Here is a 19,776-nt window from a genome sequence, read left to right as displayed (position 1 = left end):
GATGAATTTAAACGTTTATCTATCAATTTATTCAATTATTTAGAACAGTAAAGTACCTTGAGTTTAGGTAGGAATTAAAAATGAAAATATGTAATACCCACAACAATCAAGTGACCGGTGAATTTGTCACTATCGCTGACGAACGTTTTTATGCCATTAACAATGTTAATAAGATGGCTCCTTTTTTTGTTAGCGTTATTTCTAATAGTGACCATTGGCTATTCGTTTCATCAACGGGTGGATTAACCGCGGGGCGTGTATCGCCAGAGACGCCTTTATTTCCTTATATTACCGTAGACAAAATTCATGAAAGTGAGTTAAATACGGGGTGTAAAACCCTATTACGTGTTAATACGGGTAGTGAAAAGGTTGATTGGGAACCCTTTAATCGTGAGCATGAACTTCGTTTTAATATCACCAGAAACTTATACAAGAACGTATTAGGCAATAAACTGTGTTTTGAAGAAATTCATAATGATTTGCAGTTAGCCTTTCGCTATACCTGGGCAACGAGCGACACCTATGGTTTTGTAAGAAAATGTGAATTAGAGAACTTATCAGATAAACCTTTAAGTGTTGAAATTATTGATGGTTTTCAGAATGTATTACCTGCAGGTACACCGCGCTTTACGCAAACAAATTCAAGTAATTTAGTTGATGCCTATAAGTGGACCGAGTTAGATGAAAGTTCAGGTCTTGCCTTTTTTACTTTGTTTTCTGGGATCACCGATAGAGCAGAGCCTTGTGAGTCATTAAAAGCGAATACGGTTTTTTTCCTTGGTTTAGATAACACTAATATTTTACTCTCATCTGAGCAATTAAGTGCTTTTCGACGTGGCGAACAGGTTGAACAGGAAACAACAAAGCGAGGTATTCGTGGCGCATATTTAGTGAATACTACCCTTGAACTTAAGCCGCACAGTGATAAAAAATGGCAATTTATTGCTAATATTGAGCAGACTCAAAGTCAATCTGTTGTCTTGCGTCGTCAGCTAGGCGAACGAAATAAACTCGACGAAAATATCAACGATTCTATAGCGAATGGCTCTGATGAACTAGCACGTATTATGGCTTCTGTTGATGGTTTTCAATTAACGGGTGAAGAGAGTGTTGCCGAGCATCACTATGCTAATGTTTTATTTAATGCCTTGCGTGGTGGTATTTTCGACGATCAATATCAGATCTCTGCTGATGATTTTACCAAGACGATTAATTTATTTAACCATAAGGTTTATCAACGCAATCAAGCGCTGTTAGACAGCTTGCCGGAAAAGTTAGATTTTGTGGAATTACTGACAGAAATTAAAACGTCTGGCGATAGCCAACTTGAGCGCTTAGCTTCTGAATATTTACCTATATCATTTGGTCGTCGTCATGGCGATCCGAGTCGTCCATGGAACCAGTTCGCTATTAAATTAGTGGATGAAAACAATAAGCGTTTGTTAACTTACCAAGGAAATTGGCGAGATATTTTTCAAAACTGGGAGGCATTAACGTATAGCTACCCGCAATTTATTGAAAGTGTTGTTGCCAAGTTTGTTAATGCTTCGACGATGGATGGTTATAATCCTTATAGAATTACCAAAGAAGGCATCGACTGGGAAGTAGAAGAACCTGATGACCCGTGGAGCTATATTGGCTATTGGGGTGATCATCAAATAATTTACTTACAAAAGATGCTTGAGCTGTCGAAGCAATTTCACCCAGAAAAATTGACTGCGATGCTGCGCCAAACACTTTTCAGTTATGCCAATGTGCCTTATCGCATTAAGTCATTTGATGACTTGGTTAAAGATGCTAAAAGCACCGTCACCTATGATGAGTCGCTCGCGCTTAACATTGAGCAACGTGTTAAAACAATGGGGGCTGATGGCAAACTGGTCCTTGACGACAAGGGTGATGTTTATCAAGTTAACTTGTTGGAAAAATTATTAGTGCCCTTATTGTCTAAATTGGGTAATTTAGTGGTTGATGGCGGCATTTGGTTAAATACCCAAAGACCCGAGTGGAATGATGCAAACAATGCTTTAGTTGGGCAAGGTTTATCTATGGTGACCTTATGTTACTTGCGTCGTTATGTTTGTTTTTTCCAAGAGTTAATTGCTAATGAAACACAAGATGTTGAGTTGTCTATTGAAGTTAACTTATGGTTGACTGATACGGCAAACGCATTAACACATTTAGTTTCAACGTTAACCCCTGAGCCAGTAACTGCTGAGGTACGCTATCAAAGTACTGCAGAACTAGGCATGGCAGCAAGCCATTACCGTCAAGCTATTTATAGCCAAGAAGGTTTTAGTGGTAAGACGCATCAGCAGATTAGTCAGATCAGTGCGATGTTAAGTGATGCCCTACAAGCGATTGAACATACGATTGAGACCAATGAACGCGCCGACGGATTATATAACGCTTATAATTTATTGAGCCTAGAAAATAAGACCTCCAAGGTTAAAAATCTGTACCCCATGCTCGAAGGACAGGTTGCTGCCTTAAGTTCTGGTGCACTTAAACCAAAACAAGTGGTTGATGTACTCGAAGCGCTTTTTGCGAGTGATGTTTATCGCCCCGATCAAAAAAGTTTTATGCTTTACCCCGATAGAAAGCTACCAAGCTTTTTAGAAAAAAATTGTGTTGATGCCCCGCAGGTACAAGAAAACACTTCGCTGCAACAGATGCTTAAACAGGCTGATGAACGTATCATCTTGCAAGATATTGATGGTCAATATCGCTTCAATGCTGATATTACTAATAGCAATGTTCTACAAGATAAATTAACAGAGCTTAGTCAAGAATATCCTCAAGCACTGACAACTGATAAAACAGCGATTTTTGATCTTTATGAGCAAACCTTTAATCATCAAGCTTTTACTGGCCGCTCTGGTGGTATGTTTGGTTTTGAAGGTTTGGGCTGTATCTATTGGCACATGGTTTCTAAGCTGATGTTAGCGGTAGAAGAAAACTTTTTTAACTGTGTTGAGCAAGGAGAAAGTGACGAGGTAAGGCGACAAATTGCCAGTTTATACTATCGAGTTCGTGACGGTATTGGTTTTAACAAAACGCCACTTGAATATGGGGCATTTCCAATGGACCCATACTCTCATACCCCTAAACATTCGGGTGCGCAACAACCGGGTATGACCGGACAAGTGAAAGAAGAAATACTTTCACGTTTTGGCGAGTTAGGTCTTCGCGTTAACGCAGGCGTTGTCTCGTTTGAACCAAGCTTATTGCAATCATGTGAATTTATTCAACAAGCCAAGCCATTTCGCTACCTAGATGTGAACAAAAATTGGCAAGAAATAACGGTGCCAGCAATGGGACTCGCCTTTACTTGGTGTCAGGTTCCAATTGTTTACCAGCTTAACGATGAAGTTGAACCTTCGTTAATGGTGACTTATAAAGACGGTAAACAGCACACATTTTCAGCGTTGAGTTTACCTGCTAAAGAGAGCACTGAGCTGTTTCTTAGAAGCGGTCAAATACAGCAATTAACCTTAACGATATCAACTGATAATTTATTCTATTAATCATTATTTAGCATGATTTTTTTGGTTGTTTGATTAAAGACGGGGTATCAATACCCCGTCAATTATATATAACGATGGTTATCGGAGACGAGCATGTCGAGTAAATACAATAAGCATATGTCATTGGCTGGAATGAATCTTGGTCATTCTTCTAGAGAAGACTTACAAAGTGCTGTTAATGGGGTACTTGATAATAAAATTCATGGTATTTCCTTTAGCCCTTATACCGAAGGGCAAGGGCCTGGCACTAAGATAAGCGAGGCACAGATATCGGCACGTATGGCGATTATTTCTCCTAGTATTAACTGGATCCGTTCTTTTTCTTGTACTGATGGTAATGAAAATATCCCCAAGATAGCAAAGCAGCAAGGTTTAAAAACCTTAGTCGGTGCGTGGCTAGATGATGATTTAGAAAATAATGAGAAAGAAATCAACAACCTGATAGCGGTTGCACAACAAGGTTATGCTGATATTGTTGCCGTTGGCAATGAAGTCCTACTGCGTGAAGACTTAAGTGAAGGACAATTAATCGCTTACATTAATCGTGTAAAAGCAGCATTACCGGGTATCGAAGTAGGCTATGTTGACGCTTACTATGAATTTGAAGAACATCCCAAGGTTACCGACGCCTGCGACTTGATCTTAGCGAATTGTTATCCTTTTTGGGAAGGCTGTGCCCTTGAGTACTCCATTCTTTACATGAAAGACATGTATCGCCGTGCTATTAAAGCTGGCAAAGGTAAAAAAGTTATTATCACTGAAACTGGCTGGCCGAATGAAGGTCCAGCAGAGTGGGGTGCTGTGCCATCTTATGAAAACGCCATTAAGTACTTTTTAGGTACTTATCAGTGGGCAGAAGAAGAGAATATAGCGGTCTTCTATTTTTCATCATTTGATGAGGTTTGGAAAGTTAAAGATGAAGGCGGTGTTGGCGCGCATTGGGGACTTTGGGATAAAAACGGGAAATTAAAGTATGTTTAAAAAACACAGTGATAAAGTAGCAACAATTAGTTCGATGAAATTAGTTCATGAAAATGCTATTTGTTATTCTGGCTATCGTGACGGGCAAAATCCAAGAGAAGGTCTTTACCCAAGTTATAATGAAGTTAAAGAAGACTTACTTATTTTGAAAAAAAATTGGAGTTACCTTCGACTTTACGATTGTGGACCACACGCCGAACTTGTTCTTGATGTTATTAAAACTGAAAAACTGCATTTCAAAGTAATGCTAGGCGTCGATATGGCAGCCGAAATGAGTAACCCTAACTGTCCTTGGGGGGCTGATTTTAGCCAAGAAGTTATTAATGCTAATCGTCAGAAAAATTGTGATGAAATTCATAGTATGATCGCACTTACCAAAAAATATGATGACATCGTATTTTCAGTTTCTGTCGGTAATGAAGCGAGTGTCGAATGGACAGACCATATGGTACCTGTCGATAGTTTAGTAAACTATGTAAAACAAATTAAAAAAGAAATTCATCAACCGGTAACTTTTTGTGAAAACTATGTCCCTTGGACATACAAACTTGAGCCCTTGGTTGCTGAACTAGATTTTATTTCCATTCATACTTACCCTGCCTGGGAATACAGAACGATGGAAGATGCACTCGAATATACCAAACAAAATTATTACAGTGTTGCCCATCATTATCCTGACAAACCGGTGATAATTACCGAAGCGGGTTGGACAACGGCATCAAATGGACGGGGCATAGAGCCTTGGAATGCTAACGAAGTACTACAGGCAGAATATTATCAGCAACTACTTGCTTGGACGACAGAAGAAAAAATACTGACCTTTGTCTTTGAAGCCTTTGATGAACCATGGAAAGGATCTCCTGATAAATTAGAACCTGAAAAACATTGGGGACTTTTTAAAGTCGACCGTACGCCTAAGTTAGTGATGAAAAATATTTATCCAAACGAGGTTATAAACATTAACAAAAACAATGCTGTTGCTTAGTTTTCGTTAAAGTTTAACTGTCAATAAAAGTAATAACCCAAGGATTTTGTCAGCAAATATTGCTCGGTCAAAGTCGTTGGGTTTTATTTTATTGGTCAAATTAAAGACTAAATGATTGAAAGTCCCTTCTTCACCCAAGCCATTAACCTTTCCCTTATATTTTAAAGCGTTTGACCAAGCTATCAAGGTTCATCGCCATTGCAGTAAGTGATTCACTTGAAGAGGCTATACGGGTTGATATTTGCGCACTGTTTTCTGTGCTATCGCTTATCGTATGAACGTGAATATTAATTTCACCGACAACGGCTGCTTGCTCTTCTGTTGCTGTGGCCACCTGAGTATTTAGATCTGAAATGAGCTGAATATTAGCAACAATTTCTTCGAGTGCCTCTGTTGTCTGTTGAGCATCCGTTGCGCCAACTTCGGCGGTCACTTTGCTTTCCCTCACGCTATCAACGGCTCGCTGAGACTCTGATTGCAAAAGGTTGATCATTTTATTAATTTCATCAGTGGACTCACTGGTGCGCTTCGCTAAGTTACGAACTTCATCAGCGACCACCGCAAAACCACGACCTTGTTCGCCTGCACGAGCAGCCTCAATCGCGGCATTTAATGCCAGTAAATTTGTTTGCTCTGAAATTCCTCGTATAACATCAAGCACACTGCTAATAGCGTTGCTTTTATTCGCTAAAGATTCAATGGTAACAGACACAGAATCCATATTTTGTGCCATCTGGTAAATATTCTCAGTTGATTCTTTAACAACAACTTGTGCATTTTTAGCTTGGGTTATCGCTTCGCTCGTCGAGTCAGCCGCATGTGCGGCGTTTGCTGCAATTTCTGTAATGGTTGAACCCATTTCACTAATAGCCGTTGCAACTTGTGTGGCGATGTCACGCTGACCTTCAGCATCGAGTTTTGACTGCTCTGCATCTTGGGAAACATCTAACGATGCTTGGCGGACATCTTTTGATGTTTTAGCGACATCATTAACTACCGAGTGTATTTTACTGATAAAAGTATTAAAACCATGGGCCAAACGTGAGACTTCTTCGCTGCCGCTTTCACTTAGTCGGTAACTAAGGTCGCCTTCACCATCACCCAAGGCTTTAAATAATCCAGCGAGGTCATTGATAGGTTGCGTTAAACTTTTTGCAAAAATGATACTGATCAAAATAAACACTACGACAATAATGGCAAACCAAATCAGCATATAATTTCGTGACTCGTTCAACGCTAAGTACAATTCAGCCTTTGGCACTTCTGCAACAACATACCAACCCAAACTTGAGATATAGCTTGTCGCCACGATTAAACTTTCTGTTTCTTGAAAAGAAAATTGTTCTTTTGATAACAGCGTTTGAAAATTTATATCTTTATATATATCAGTCAAGTTCGCCTTTTCACTTTTTGCTTTATCTTGATGAATTTTTACCAACCCCGAGTGATCAACAAGATACACTAAACCTGACTCTTCAATTTTAAAGCTGTTTAGGTAACTAACCATGTCATTAAATGATTTAGATAATCCAGAAACACCTCGTCCATTAAGTTGTTGATAGTTGATAAAAACATCTACATTACCATTCGGATAAGCGTAGGTACTTGCCGACTCTTCTTTATTACCATTGGTAAATGCAAAAAACCAACCATCAAGACTGTCATCTTTGAGAACACGTAGAAAGCCATCTTGGTTCCAATATTTAGCTGTTTTTCGATCGGCGAAGGAGGCATTACTTAAATTGTTATCTTTAGCGATGTTACTCAGCATGCTAATAACGTTAGCTTCATTATCTTTGCTGGCACCAGACTCTATCCAATCAAGTAGAAAAGGGTTAGTGGCAATAGATTTTGTTAACACTTTCATTTCAGAAATTTCACCGTCGACTGCATTACGAACGCGTAGCAGGAGATTAGGTAAATCTGATTGTTGTAGTCTGGATATAAGCAGTTCTTTGGCTTTTGAGTGGCCAACAAAGCCAACAATACTGGTCGATATGATAACGGCCATTAACATAGCAATGACTAACTTAGATCGGATAGAAAGGGTGGTTAAAAATCTCATTAAATAGATCCTATTTGCAAGTTTTCCACAAACTTTTCGGTTACGGCGATTTGTCCATAAAATCCTTTTTATAAGGGTTTTAAAATAGATTCGCTCTCAATTTGCTTGAGCTTAACATATCCATGTAGTCGCACCATTTAAAACCACAACAATTTAACTTTCTTTCAAGATAGCTAATTATTTCAGCTGATTAAATATAAAATCACTTTATTTAAATACCAAAAATATTTTTTGATGACAATGAACTATCGATTAACTTACTGACTTAATGACTCAGTAAGTTAAGTTAAGTTAAGCTATTTTTACCTTAATGAGATGAAACGGTCTTTAGCAACGATAGTAAGGAAATTTTTATTCGACCATCAGTGGTGGAAGGGGTAGTATAATATCAGATGATTTCGGAGCAAATATGTCTGACAACCCACTATTACGTTTCAATAAATTTATTTCAAAAAAGCCAGAGTATCTATTTTGGGTTTTACAAATCTGCTTTTGGTCTTTCGTTTCATTAATTAGTCTGATATCACTGACACTTTGGTATGTCCAAATCGATGTCGAGCACCTTAATCACACTTTTTGGCAGTCTGTTGTGGGGATATTTTGTTCATTGCCACTGTATTGGATTTTCATGAGGTGTTGGCACTCACCTATTTTTACCCGCGTACTGATAACCATCGTTTCAGTGATTTGTATTTCCTTTATTTGGACACTTATCCGAGTCAAACTTTATATAGAACTGACCAGCTCTGCCGGTAATTGGGACGAGTTTGGCGGCTGGTATTTTAGTAGTATTTTTATTTTCTTTTGTTGGACCGGTTTTTTTCATGGTATTCGCTATTATCAATTGTTGCAATTTGAGCATAAAATGTTGCTTTCAAAGGCAGCGGAAGCTAAAGAAGAGCAATTAAAAAGAGTGAACGCGCAATCGGTAGCCCGAGATGCAAAAATAAAAATGTTACGTTACCAACTCAACCCTCATTTTCTTTGTAACACCCTCAATGCCATTAATTCTCTGATCGAATGCGAAGCTCCAGAGAAAGCTCAGCGGATGACCGTTCAATTAAGTAAGTTTTTACGTTATTCATTAGACAATAACCCTGATACTAAAATTGCGTTAGAATTTGAAATTATCGCACTTAATTTATATTTAGAAATAGAGAAAACCCGTTTTGGCGAGCGACTTAAATTAGATTTTAAAATTTCTGATAAAGCAAAGTTAGCTTTAATACCGAGTTTATTAATACAACCTATTATTGAAAACTCAATGAAACATGTTATCGCGCAAAATGAAGAGGGTGGCACTATTAGTCTATGGGCTGACGTTGTTGATAAAATGTTGGTGTTAGAGTTAAGTGATACCGGTTCTGGAACCGCGGTTGACGGTAGTAAAATGAAAGGAAAAAGGAGTCGAGGTGTCGGCTTGCGTAATATCGATGAAAGACTTAAAGTGTTATATACAGATGACTACGTATTTAACCTTAATATTATCCCATCAGGTGGTTTAAAAACTATCATTAAGCTGCCTTTTGAAACGCTTGATGAAATAACACCTGCTAGCCAGTACCAAACTCAATGACGGTGAGTTAAATTTATGAATAAGTTAAGAACAATTATTGTTGATGATGAGCCTTTAGCGCTTAATCTCTTGCGTGCAAAGTTAAATAAAATTCCTGAAATAGAAATTATTGCAGAATGTAAAAATGGCCGTGAAGCGATTGAAGCGACGATGGCCTTAGCACCTGATTTACTCTTTTTAGATATACAGATGCCAGGTGTTGATGGTTTTGGCGTTATTAAAAAATTACAATCTGATATTGTTCCTATGGTGGTTTTCACGACCGCATTTGAGCAATATGCTTTAGATGCGTTTGATGTGCATGCCGTTGACTATATTCTTAAACCTATTGATGACGAACGAATTCAGCGCGCCATTCAGCGTGCATTGGTTCGTTGTGAAAGTGATGAAGATACTTTAAACAAATCTCGCATTATTAGTGCGATAGACTCAATCAATGAAATGGAAAATCCTGATAATGCTTCTTCGCAGAGTATCAGCCTTCCTAAGCTTAATACCGACAAAGTTGAGCGTAAAATCGTCATTAAAGACCGAGACGATATAACCTTGTTAAAACAAACCGATATTGAATGGGTTGACGCAGCAGGAGATTATGTTTGTGTTCATGCGCAAGGCGTTACTCATATTAAACGCTGCACCTTGAAAAATTTGCTAGAAGATTTAGACTCTGAAATGTTTAAACGTGTGCACCGTTCAACGATTGTTAATCTTAATTATATTCAAAAAGTGATCCCGCATACCAAAGGTGAGTTTTTTCTTAAATTAGGTGAATATGACCAAGTTAAAGTGAGCCGTAATTATCGAGAAGTGATCAAGAGTTTTTTAACTGACATGTAGTATATTGACGACGACTCGTGGTCAATATGCCATTTTTTATCTAAGTGATCTTGTTATTGCCTTATATTGACCAGCCTACCGCTTCTAAAATCCCCTTTATCGTAATACGGTTGTTAAAAATAGCCGCTCATTAGATGATTGATATAACTGTAGATGTTACTCACTTGGGTAAACAGTCATTGTTAATTAAGGGATATTAAATGTTAAGTATTAAACAGATAATTATTGCGTCCATTTTTTCTATGGCATTAATAGTGCCTTGCTATGCAGCCGATAGTCACGCGGCTAATCGACTTAATTATTATGCACCACATGCTGAAAAAGCACCAAGTGTTGATGGTATTGCCAATGAAAGTGTTTGGCAATTGGCACAGTGGCAAAATTTAGATCAACGTTGGTTAGGTCCAGAATTTTCAAAAGAAGACTTTCAAGGCCGATACAAAGTGGTTTGGACGCAAGCTAAATTATATATTATGGCTGAAATTATTGATGACATTCTCATTGATACCCATCGCGACCCCTTGAGCCAATATTGGGATGACGATTGCTTAGAGATTTTTATTGATGAAGATTTCTCTGGCGGTGATCACCAATATAACCATAATGCACTTGCCTACCATATGTCTCTTGATAACCAAGCCATAGATATAGGCACCAACAAAAAGCCGCAGAACTATTCACATCATGTTCAAAGCAACTGGAAACAACAAGGCAATACGGTTATTTGGGAACTAAGCATCGATATTTATAACGATGAATATCAAGATACCACAACAGACTCAAGCAGTATTAACAAACCAGTCGCCTTGTTTGCTGGCAAAGTGATGGGACTCATGGTGGCTTATTGTGATAACGACGGCAGTGAACTACGTGAAAATTTTATTGGCTCTGAGTCTGCAGAGGGTGGAGCGCCCGATCGTGGTTGGATAGATGCGGGTATGTTCGGTAAGCTTATCTTGGCTAAATAATCGCTTAGATAAGCGTTAAGTTTTTCTTTTCCCTCTCCTAGACATGAGCATTATAAAATGAACAATATTGAAAAAAAATTCATCCATAAGTTATTTGTTATAACAATCACTTCTCTCACCATAATGAGTTGTGCACCGGTAAATCAGGCAACTCAAATGAATAAAGACACCACCGATATTAATTACCAGCTTTTAATGACCCAAGAAATATTACTGACTAGCGAAGCCGGTGATAAAATAGCGCCACAGCAGAATTTAACCTTTCAACAAGGTACAGCTACGGGCAAGGTTATTGTTGTAAGACCAGATATTAAAAAACAAAAGATTGTTGGTATTGGTACATCGTTCACTGAATCTTCCGCTTTTGTGCTTGCACACTTACCTAAAGATAAGCGTGCAGAGGTGATGGAAAATATTTATGGCGAAAAGGGCGCTAATTTTTCAATAGCACGCACGCATATTGGCGCAACAGACTTTGCCGTGGACGGTCGCTATTCATATGCAGAACGTAAAGATGACGCTAACTTAACATCATTCAGTATCGCGGTAGATAGCGATGGTTTTAGCGCTCAAGATTACCCTGGTATTAAAGATGAGCAATTTGATTTGTTGCCAATGATAAAAGAAGCTTACGCGATAAAAAATCAGCAAGTCGATAAAGATTTAAAAATTGTCGCTTCCGCATGGACTGCGCCACCTTGGATGAAAACAATTGAAGACTATTATGTTAAACCAACACCTGAAAATAATCACCAAGGGACGGGCGGCGAATTAAAACCACAGTACGTCGCTACTTATGCAGACTATCTTATTAAGTACCTCGATGCATATCAGCAAGAAGGTATTGAACTCTGGGCACTAACGCCAGTAAATGAACCGCATGGCAACAGTGGTCAATGGGAAAGTATGCATTTTACGCCTAAAAGCCAAAATACTTTTATTAAGGACCATTTAGGACCAAAATTAAAAGCGAGTGCGCACAAAGCGGTTAAATTACTTATTTATGACCAAAATCGTGATGAAATGGAGCATTGGACTGATGAAATACTCGGGGATAAAGAAACGTCTGAGTATGTTTATGGTACAGCCGTTCATTGGTACGAAAGCAGTAATCAAGTTAATGAAGATGTGTTTGACCGGGTTCATGAAAAATTTCCAGAGTTTTCAATTATACATACCGAAGGCACGATTGATGATCTAGGTAAAGATGCACCAGCAGGTATCTTAGATCCTGTCCGCTTTAAAGAAAGTAACTGGTTCAATAATGATGATTTTTGGTGGAACGAAAATGCGACCGACTGGGCGTACACTGCAACTTGGGCACCTAAACCTGAGGATCATCCGATTTACACCCCCGTTCATCGTTATGCACGTAATATTATTGTTAGTTTAGATCATTGGTTAGAGGGCTGGATAGATTGGAATATCGTACTCGATAAGCATGGTGGGCCTAATCACGTAGGTAACTTTTGTGGTGCACCTATCATGATTGATACTGACACAGGTGAGGTTTATTACACCCCGATTTATTATGTATTAGCACAATTTAGTAAAACCATTCGACCAGGTGATACGGCATTACAGGTTAATCAGCAGTTAGAAGGCTTAGACAAAGATGCTTTACACGCCAGCGCTGCGATTAATGACAATGGTTTGGTCAGTGTACAGTTACTTAATACCACTAAAGCACCAATAAATTATTCATTACAAATTGGTAGTCAATATGCGCAAGTAACTATTGCCGCTAATGCCGTGCAAACAGTACGTGTTAAGCTTTAGTTTTTAATCGTTTTAACAAGCCATATAATTAATAAGAGTAAAGATTAAGTGAATAAACATCCCTTTGAAGTTATAGCGCTGGATAACGGTGCTAAGCTGATATTTACCCCTTGTCCTGGCACTAAATTAGTTAGCCTTGAACAATCACTTAAGCAGTTGAAGCAAGAGGGTGTTTCAATGCTGATCACATTAATGTTTGATGAAGAAATGGCAAGTAACAAGGTACTTTCTTTACCTGAACTCTGTCGCCAGTATCAGCTTAGTTGGCTACAATTGCCAATTATTGATGATGAAGCGCCGAGTACTGCTTTTGAAGCGCAATGGGCAATAAATAAAACGACCATAGTCGATGAATTGAAGAATAAAGGTACGGTCGCTATTCATTGTAAAGGAGGCACAGGCCGAACGGGAACTGTTATTGCTCTATTACTATTAGCACTAGGTTGGCCAGTCGATAAAATTGTTACAGAAGTACAAAAAGTGAAACCTAAAGCTTTGAAAATTAAAAAACAACGAGATTATTTGAATCGTCAGTTAACAAAAGCCGAGACACTATTTTGATAACAATATAAAGCCACTTTGCAGCCAGAAGAGTACTGATTTCATGTTAACTTAGCTCAGAGGTAATTAGTTAAACCCTTTAGCGATTTAATTTTGTCTGCTATCGTGTTAATTCAACTTACGGTGTTATTTAAATTCGCTTTTAACGCATTGATTACCCACTACACCTCATTTAAATTGCAACTATTTGTTGTATCACTCAAGATAAATTAATGACAGTAAGCCGTGGTCTCGCGGTTTTACTGACAAATTATAATAAAAATAGATAAATAATAAAGCCTGATATAGGTTTGTTATTAACAACACCAATTTTAAGCGATATAAAGAATAAACTTGCTACCTGACGTAGCTAAATTCTTTGTGTTTATTTTTAAGCAATAGGACCTCACCACAATGGCTGGAACATCTTTTACTTTAGATCAAAGCAAAACCTCACAAGCGAATTCATCTAATGGATTTGGTGGAGATAACTCTACTCGCTTTGCGTTAATTTCACTGACATCATTGTTTTTTATGTGGGGATTTATTACCTGCTTAAATGACATTTTGATCCCCCATTTAAAGGCCATTTTTTCGTTAAGTTATGCACAGTCTATGCTAGTGCAATTTTGCTTTTTTGGTGCTTACTTTTTGGTTTCTCTGCCTGCAGGATGGTTTGTCGAAAAAATGGGCTATCAAAAAGGCATTGTGGTCGGTTTAGTGATTGCGGCTTTGGGTTGTTTAATGTTTTATCCCGCCGCTTCTTTACATAGTTATCCTGTTTTTTTGGCGGCTTTATTCGTTTTAGCTAGTGGTATTACCGTTTTGCAAGTTTCTGCAAATCCTTATGTGACCTTACTGGGTAAAAAAGAAACCGCTTCGTCACGATTAACCATGACCCAAGCGTTTAATTCTTTAGGCACAACTATCGCACCTTATTTTGGCGCTTTATTAATTTTAAACGAAGTCACTGATTCAATGTCAGCGAACAGTGCTGAATCGGTACAACTGCCTTATTTAGGACTGATGGCGGCCTTGTTAGTGCTTGCTGCTATTTTTGCTTTCTTAAAACTTCCACATATTGAAAGTGCTGAGGTGGTTGACGGAGAAAAAATTGAAGGGTCGGCATGGCAGTATCGCCATCTAGTTTTAGGTGCTATCGGTATTTTTGTTTATGTTGGCGCAGAAGTGTCAATTGGCAGCTTTTTGGTGAGCTTTTTAGGCGAAACTGATATCGCCGGTTTAGAAGAAACTCAAGCGGCAAAGTACCTTACTTATTATTGGGGCGGAGCTATGGTTGGGCGCTTTATTGGCGCTGCAGTCATGCAAAAAATTGATGCGGGTAAAACCTTAGCCTTTAATGCGCTTTGTTCAGTGGTTTTAATTGCCATCACTATTTTAAGCTCTGGCAGCATAGCGATGTGGGCAATTTTATTAGTAGGGTTATTTAACTCTATTATGTTTCCAACTATTTTTAGTTTGGCGTTAAGTGGCCTTAAAAAGCACACCAGCCAGGGAGCGGGCATCCTTTGCTTAGCGATCGTTGGTGGCGCCATCGTCCCTGTATTACAGGGCCTGTTAGCGGATAGTGTTAGTGTGCAGTTTGCTTTTATCTTACCTTTGTTTTGTTACGTCTATATCGTCTTTTACGGTTTGAAGGGTAGCAAGGTAGTCACAGAAAAATAATGAATATGAACGCAATGAAATACTTAAAATTTAACAAAAAAAATTGGTTTCTTATCACGCTTTCGTTATTAATTCTTGGTTGCAGCCCTGCTGAAAATTCGACGTTAACGGGGCAAGAGACACAAGCTATTGATAGCAATAAAGCCGATAAGATTTGGCCTCAACTTGAAAGTGACGTTAAAAAAGATGTGCAAGTCGAGCAAAGAGTAGCTGACTTACTCGCTAAGATGACCTTGCAACAAAAAGTGGCGCAAATGATCCAACCAGAAATTCGTGATATTACCCTCGAGGATATGCGAACCTATGGTTTTGGCTCATATTTAAATGGTGGTGGGGGTTTCCCCAATAATAATAAGCATTCTACCCCTGCAGATTGGGTTTTATTGGCGGAGAAAATGTATCAAGCATCTGTTGATGATTCACTCGACGGTTCAACAATTCCAACGATGTGGGGCACTGATGCGGTGCACGGTCATAATAATGTTATCGGGGCGACACTTTTCCCTCATAATATTGGCTTGGGCGCAGCAAATAATCCGACACTTATTGAGAAAATAGCAGAAATAACCGCGACCGAAGTCATGGTTACCGGTATTGATTGGGTGTTTGCTCCAACTGTTGCCGTGGTTAGAGATGATCGTTGGGGAAGAACCTATGAAGGCTACTCAGAAGATCCTGAAATTGTTCGCTTATACGCAGCGTCAGTCGTCAAAGGTTTACAAGGTCATGCCAATAAAGATTTTTTAGGTGATAAACGCGTGATCAGTACCATTAAACATTTTATCGGTGACGGCGGTACGCAAGGTGGCGATGATCAAGGCGAAAACATAGCGAGCGAGCAAGAGCTCTTTACTGTGCATGCCCAAGGCTATGTTGGCGGTTTAACTGCGGGTGCTCAGTCGGTAATGGCTTCATTTAATAGTTGGCATGGAGATAAAGTCCATGGTCATAAATATTTGCTAACCGATGTCTTGAAAAATAGAATGGGTTTTGACGGATTTGTTGTCGGTGATTGGAATGGTCACGGGCAAGTTAAAGGCTGTATCAAAGAAAATTGCGCTCAAGCGGTTAATGCTGGCTTAGATATTTTTATGGTGCCAACAGAAGCGTGGCGACCACTTTATGACAATATAATTGCACAAGTAAAGCAAGGCGATATTCTGCAGTCACGTATTGATGATGCGGTAACGCGTATTTTACGGGTAAAGGTCCGCGCCGGGCTTTTTGAAAAGCCCAGTCCTGCCAAACGTGTTTTATCAGGGAACATTGCCTTAATTGGTGGTGAGTCGCACCGCGAAGTTGCTCGTCAGGCGGTTCGCGAATCCTTAGTGTTGTTAAAAAACAACGGACAGCTATTACCTTTATCACCTAAGCAACATATCTTAGTAGCGGGCGATGCCGCTGATAATATCGGTAAACAGTCAGGGGGCTGGAGTATTACTTGGCAAGGAACTGGTAATAAAAATTCAGACTTTATCGGTGGCTCTTCTATTTATTCTGGGATAGAACAACAAGTCAGTGCCGCAGGTGGTCAAGTAACCTTGAGTGTTGATGGCAGTTACACAAACAAACCCGATGTAGCGATTGTCGTTTTTGGTGAAGAACCTTATGCTGAAGGGCATGGTGATATTGATAACCTTGAATATCAGCGTGGTCATAAAAAAGATTTAGCGTTACTTACATCACTTAAAGCAAAAGGAGTACCTGTTGTTGCTGTTTTTATTAGTGGTCGACCTATGTGGGTCAATGCTGAACTCAATGCTAGCGATGCATTTGTCGCTGCGTGGCTACCGGGCTCAGAGGGTAAGGCAATCGCAGATGTTTTATTGAAAAGCCCAGCTGATAATATCCAACACGACTTTACCGGTAAATTGTCTTTCTCTTGGCCTAAATTACCAACACAAATTGTCAATCGTTTTGACGAAGACTACCAACCATTATTTTCATATGGCTATGGTTTAACCTACCAAGACGACACTTTATTAGCTGACTTGTCTGAGCAATCTAATGTGGCGCTTAATACGCATTTAATTACCGATATTTTCTTAGGTAAGGCGATAGCGCCTTGGAAAATGTTATTGTTTTCTCAACAACAAAACATTGAAATAGAGTCGAGTAGTGAATCACTTAAAGGAATTTCTTATCGAACGGTTGATAAAGAAATACAAGAAGATTCATTTCGACTTAAGACCACTGGCGCAGCGAGTGCGGGAGTTAAATTTATTAACAGCAACGGTTTTAGAGAAGATCTTACTAGTGAACTCGAAAAAAATGCTGACTTAACATTTTCAGTTAAAAGAGACAGTGATATTAATGCGCCTGTTTATATCACCATGAATTGTGAAACGCTTGGCGACAGCGCAAATTGTCAGGCAAGTTATAATATTCAAGCACAATTAGCGGCATTTAAGCAGGGTGAGTGGCAAGATATTGCTATTAGCTTACATTGCTTTGCTGAAAAAGGTCTTCAGCTGAGTAAAGTTGCTGTGCCTTTTGAATTGCGTACCTCGGGCGCGATTAATCTATCTGTTAACCATATTCGATTAGTGCCAAATAAAGCGACTAGCGCGCCATTGAAATGCCCGCAGTAGTCTATTTAACTTAAAGGATAAGGATAAGGATAAGTCTGATTGTTGAGCTTTATCCTTTTTTTTGGTCAAATCAGCGTATTTATTGATAATGACCATATTCGATTAGTGCCAATCAAGGCGACTAGCGCTATTGAACTGCCCGCAGTAGTCTATTTAACTTAAAGGATAAGGATAAGGCTGATTGTTGAGCTTTATCCTTTTTTTTGGTCGAATCAGCGTATTTATTGATAATGACCTTATTCGATTAGTGCCAAGTAGAGCGTCTAGCGCCATTGAACTGCCCGCAGTAGTCTATTTAACTTAAAGGATAAGGATAAGGATAAGGATAAGTCTGATTGTTGAGCTTTATCCTTTTTTTTGGTCGAATCAGCGTATTTATTGATAATGACCATATTCGATTAGTGTCAAGTAAAGCGTCTAGCGCCATTGAACTGTCTGTAGCAGTCTACTTAACTTAAAATATAAGGATAAGGCTGATTGTTGAGCTTTATCCTTTTTTCTGGTCGAATCAACGTATTTATTGATAATGACCTTACGGTTGTCGCTATGTGCGTGTAAACTTGCTGATAATATTTACAATATCAAAAGAAAATCATATGAATCAAGAAGAAAACTATCCGATTGGAACGCCAGGCAAAAAATGGACAGAAAAAGAAAATGTTCAGTGGTTTAAAGCACAAACGGTAACCCGTTCATATCAAGATGAAGTCGTTGAAAAGATAAACGCGTTAAAAGAAGATTTTGATGTTCTTCAATATGGCGCATTATCGCTTGATGAAAGTCGTTATCCTTTGTATGTGATTAAAACAAAAAACTGGCAAGACAATAAAAAAACAGTTTTAGTGACCGGTGGTGTTCACGGCTATGAAACCAGTGGAGTGCAGGGGGCATTACGCTTTGCCCAAACACAAGCCGGCAAATATGCGGAACACTTTAATATTGTCGTTGCGCCCTGTATCAGCCCTTGGGGTTATGAAACAGTTAACCGTTGGAATTGCAAAGCGATAGATCCCAATCGTTCTTTCTATCAAAACAGCCCAGCCCAAGAGTCAGCAGCGATAATGAAGTATGTTGCCGAGCTCAACAGTGATATTTTTGTGCATATAGATTTACACGAAACGACTGACACCGATAATTCAACATTTCGACCAGCACTTTGTGCTCGAGATGCGATAGAAGAAAAAGAATGGCAAATCCCTGATGGCTTTTATTTAGTCGCCGATAGCGTGAAGCCAGTCGCTGACTTTCAAAAAGCGATTATTGATGCCGTTGAAGAAGTTACCCATATAGCGCCTGCTGACGAAAGCGGTAAATTGATCGGTGTACCCCTTGAACAGCAGGGCGTTATTAATTATGCTGCGCGCGAGTTAGGATTATGTATGGGCTTAACCAATGCTAAATTCTTGACCACCACCGAAGTTTACCCCGACAGCCCAAAAGTTGATGATGAAAACTGCATTCTAGCGCAAGTGGCTGCTATAACGGGTGGTTTAGATTATATTTTAAAAAGTGAATAACCTGATAAAACCGAAAAATTTGCACACTAAAACATTTTCATAATGTTAAGTTCGTGCTATTTTTCTCTGACATTTAATTTTAGGAATTATTATCCATGCCAAAGGCCAGTGATATAAAGAAAAATGCTGCGGTAGAGCATAACGGAAAAGTATTTATTGTAAGAGATATAGAGCGTTCAGTTCCTCAAGGTCGTGCCGGTGGTAGTTTATACCGTATGCGTATGTACGATGTTGTCACTGGCGGTAAGATTGATGAGACATTTAAAGACTCAGATATGCTGAACTTCGCTGACCTAAGCCGACGTCCCGCGATGTTTTCATACATCGATGGTGATGAATATGTCTTTATGGACAATGAAGATTACACGCCATACAACCTTAACAAAGAAAGTATTGCTGACGAAGCTCTATTTATTTGTGAAGATACCTTAGGTTTATCAATTATTATTGTTGATGGTGCTGCGGTTGGTATTGATTTACCCCCGAGTGTTGAACTGGTTATTACTGAAACAGACCCATCAATTAAAGGTGGTTCGGCAACAGCTCGCACTAAGCCGGCAATTTTATCTACGGGCTTAACCGTACAGGTGCCTGAACATATTTCAATCGGTGATAAAATCAAAGTGAACACTGAAGAACGTAAATTTATGGGACGCGCTGAGAAATAAAGTCTCGTTTACTTTATCTCCACTTTTATAAAGCCAGCATTTGCTGGCTTTATTGA

The 19,776-nt window shown here is 39.0% G+C and carries 13 protein-coding genes; 12 read left to right on the top strand and 1 reads right to left on the bottom strand.

Features of this window, described 5'->3' with window-relative positions; genetic code table 11:
- The first annotated feature begins 80 nt into the window (after nt 1-80).
- The 3 genes from H4J75_RS05875 to H4J75_RS05865 all read left to right on the top strand — a co-directional run bounded on the left by H4J75_RS05875 (nt 81) and on the right by H4J75_RS05865 (nt 5,493).
- The gene (locus tag H4J75_RS05875; protein ID WP_182221599.1) at nt 81-3,527 is read left to right on the top strand and encodes a hypothetical protein; all 3,447 of its coding nucleotides are present in this window, start codon (nt 81-83) and stop codon (nt 3,525-3,527) included.
- 93 nt (nt 3,528-3,620) lie between these two features.
- Nucleotides 3,621-4,508: a glycosyl hydrolase family 17 protein gene (locus H4J75_RS05870; protein WP_182214921.1), complete on the top strand. Its 888-nt coding sequence runs from the start codon at nt 3,621-3,623 to the stop codon at nt 4,506-4,508.
- Nucleotides 4,501-5,493 (top strand): glycosyl hydrolase family 17 protein, encoded by a 993-nt coding sequence (locus H4J75_RS05865; RefSeq protein WP_220465246.1) that lies wholly within the window; start codon nt 4,501-4,503, stop codon nt 5,491-5,493. Before H4J75_RS05870 ends, H4J75_RS05865 begins: the two co-directional genes overlap by 8 nt.
- A 154-nt stretch (nt 5,494-5,647) precedes the next feature.
- Here H4J75_RS05865 and H4J75_RS05860 read toward each other — a convergent pair whose 3' ends face one another.
- Complete coding sequence (locus H4J75_RS05860; RefSeq protein WP_182221598.1) at nt 5,648-7,558, bottom strand: methyl-accepting chemotaxis protein; 1,911 nt, start codon at nt 7,556-7,558, stop codon at nt 5,648-5,650.
- Between the two features lie 409 nt (nt 7,559-7,967).
- Here H4J75_RS05860 and H4J75_RS05855 point away from each other — a divergent pair, with 409 nt between their 5' ends.
- From H4J75_RS05855 to yeiP, 9 genes are all read left to right on the top strand, one after another.
- Nucleotides 7,968-9,134, top strand: coding sequence for a sensor histidine kinase (locus H4J75_RS05855; RefSeq protein ID WP_182214924.1), 1,167 nt, complete (start codon nt 7,968-7,970; stop codon nt 9,132-9,134).
- 15 nt (nt 9,135-9,149) lie between these two features.
- Nucleotides 9,150-9,971: a LytTR family DNA-binding domain-containing protein gene (locus tag H4J75_RS05850; protein ID WP_182214926.1), complete on the top strand. Its 822-nt coding sequence runs from the start codon at nt 9,150-9,152 to the stop codon at nt 9,969-9,971.
- Nucleotides 9,972-10,171: 200 nt separating this feature from the next.
- Complete coding sequence (locus tag H4J75_RS05845; protein WP_182214928.1) at nt 10,172-10,939, top strand: sugar-binding protein; 768 nt, start codon at nt 10,172-10,174, stop codon at nt 10,937-10,939.
- A gap of 156 nt (nt 10,940-11,095) precedes the next feature.
- Nucleotides 11,096-12,718 (top strand): glycoside hydrolase family 30 beta sandwich domain-containing protein, encoded by a 1,623-nt coding sequence (locus H4J75_RS05840; RefSeq protein ID WP_259366332.1) that lies wholly within the window; start codon nt 11,096-11,098, stop codon nt 12,716-12,718.
- Nucleotides 12,719-12,766: 48 nt separating this feature from the next.
- Complete coding sequence (locus H4J75_RS05835) at nt 12,767-13,279, top strand: tyrosine-protein phosphatase (RefSeq protein WP_182214931.1); 513 nt, start codon at nt 12,767-12,769, stop codon at nt 13,277-13,279.
- Between the two features lie 393 nt (nt 13,280-13,672).
- The gene (locus tag H4J75_RS05830) at nt 13,673-14,944 is read left to right on the top strand and encodes a sugar MFS transporter (protein ID WP_182221596.1); all 1,272 of its coding nucleotides are present in this window, start codon (nt 13,673-13,675) and stop codon (nt 14,942-14,944) included.
- A 14-nt stretch (nt 14,945-14,958) separates the two neighbouring features.
- Nucleotides 14,959-17,535: an exo 1,3/1,4-beta-D-glucan glucohydrolase gene (locus tag H4J75_RS05825; protein ID WP_182221595.1), complete on the top strand. Its 2,577-nt coding sequence runs from the start codon at nt 14,959-14,961 to the stop codon at nt 17,533-17,535.
- 596 nt (nt 17,536-18,131) lie between these two features.
- A complete protein-coding gene (locus H4J75_RS05820) occupies nt 18,132-19,052 on the top strand; it encodes a M14 family metallocarboxypeptidase (protein WP_182221594.1) in 921 nt (306 codons plus the stop codon).
- A 95-nt stretch (nt 19,053-19,147) separates the two neighbouring features.
- Nucleotides 19,148-19,720 (top strand): elongation factor P-like protein YeiP, encoded by a 573-nt coding sequence (yeiP, locus tag H4J75_RS05815; RefSeq protein WP_182174511.1) that lies wholly within the window; start codon nt 19,148-19,150, stop codon nt 19,718-19,720.
- The last annotated feature ends 56 nt before the right edge of the window (nt 19,721-19,776 follow it).

The sequence above is a fragment of the Colwellia sp. BRX10-1 genome (assembly GCF_014077545.1).
Taxonomy (GTDB): Bacteria; Pseudomonadota; Gammaproteobacteria; order Enterobacterales; family Alteromonadaceae; genus Colwellia_A.
This window is presented reverse-complemented; position numbering and strand designations above follow the sequence as displayed.

What these genes read in the sequence shown, in the direction of transcription:
- H4J75_RS05840 (WP_259366332.1), top strand. Translation starts at nt 11,096, where the DNA reads ATGAATAAAGACACCACCGATATTAATTACCAGCTTTTAATGACCCAA.
- yeiP (WP_182174511.1), top strand. Translation starts at nt 19,148, where the DNA reads ATGCCAAAGGCCAGTGATATAAAGAAAAATGCTGCGGTAGAGCATAAC.
- H4J75_RS05875 (WP_182221599.1), top strand. Translation starts at nt 81, where the DNA reads ATGAAAATATGTAATACCCACAACAATCAAGTGACCGGTGAATTTGTC.
- H4J75_RS05865 (WP_220465246.1), top strand. Translation starts at nt 4,501, where the DNA reads ATGTTTAAAAAACACAGTGATAAAGTAGCAACAATTAGTTCGATGAAA.
- H4J75_RS05860 (WP_182221598.1), bottom strand. Translation starts at nt 7,558, where the DNA reads ATGAGATTTTTAACCACCCTTTCTATCCGATCTAAGTTAGTCATTGCT.
- H4J75_RS05870 (WP_182214921.1), top strand. Translation starts at nt 3,621, where the DNA reads ATGTCGAGTAAATACAATAAGCATATGTCATTGGCTGGAATGAATCTT.
- H4J75_RS05830 (WP_182221596.1), top strand. Translation starts at nt 13,673, where the DNA reads ATGGCTGGAACATCTTTTACTTTAGATCAAAGCAAAACCTCACAAGCG.
- H4J75_RS05825 (WP_182221595.1), top strand. Translation starts at nt 14,959, where the DNA reads ATGAAATACTTAAAATTTAACAAAAAAAATTGGTTTCTTATCACGCTT.
- H4J75_RS05850 (WP_182214926.1), top strand. Translation starts at nt 9,150, where the DNA reads ATGAATAAGTTAAGAACAATTATTGTTGATGATGAGCCTTTAGCGCTT.
- H4J75_RS05855 (WP_182214924.1), top strand. Translation starts at nt 7,968, where the DNA reads ATGTCTGACAACCCACTATTACGTTTCAATAAATTTATTTCAAAAAAG.
- H4J75_RS05820 (WP_182221594.1), top strand. Translation starts at nt 18,132, where the DNA reads ATGAATCAAGAAGAAAACTATCCGATTGGAACGCCAGGCAAAAAATGG.
- H4J75_RS05845 (WP_182214928.1), top strand. Translation starts at nt 10,172, where the DNA reads ATGTTAAGTATTAAACAGATAATTATTGCGTCCATTTTTTCTATGGCA.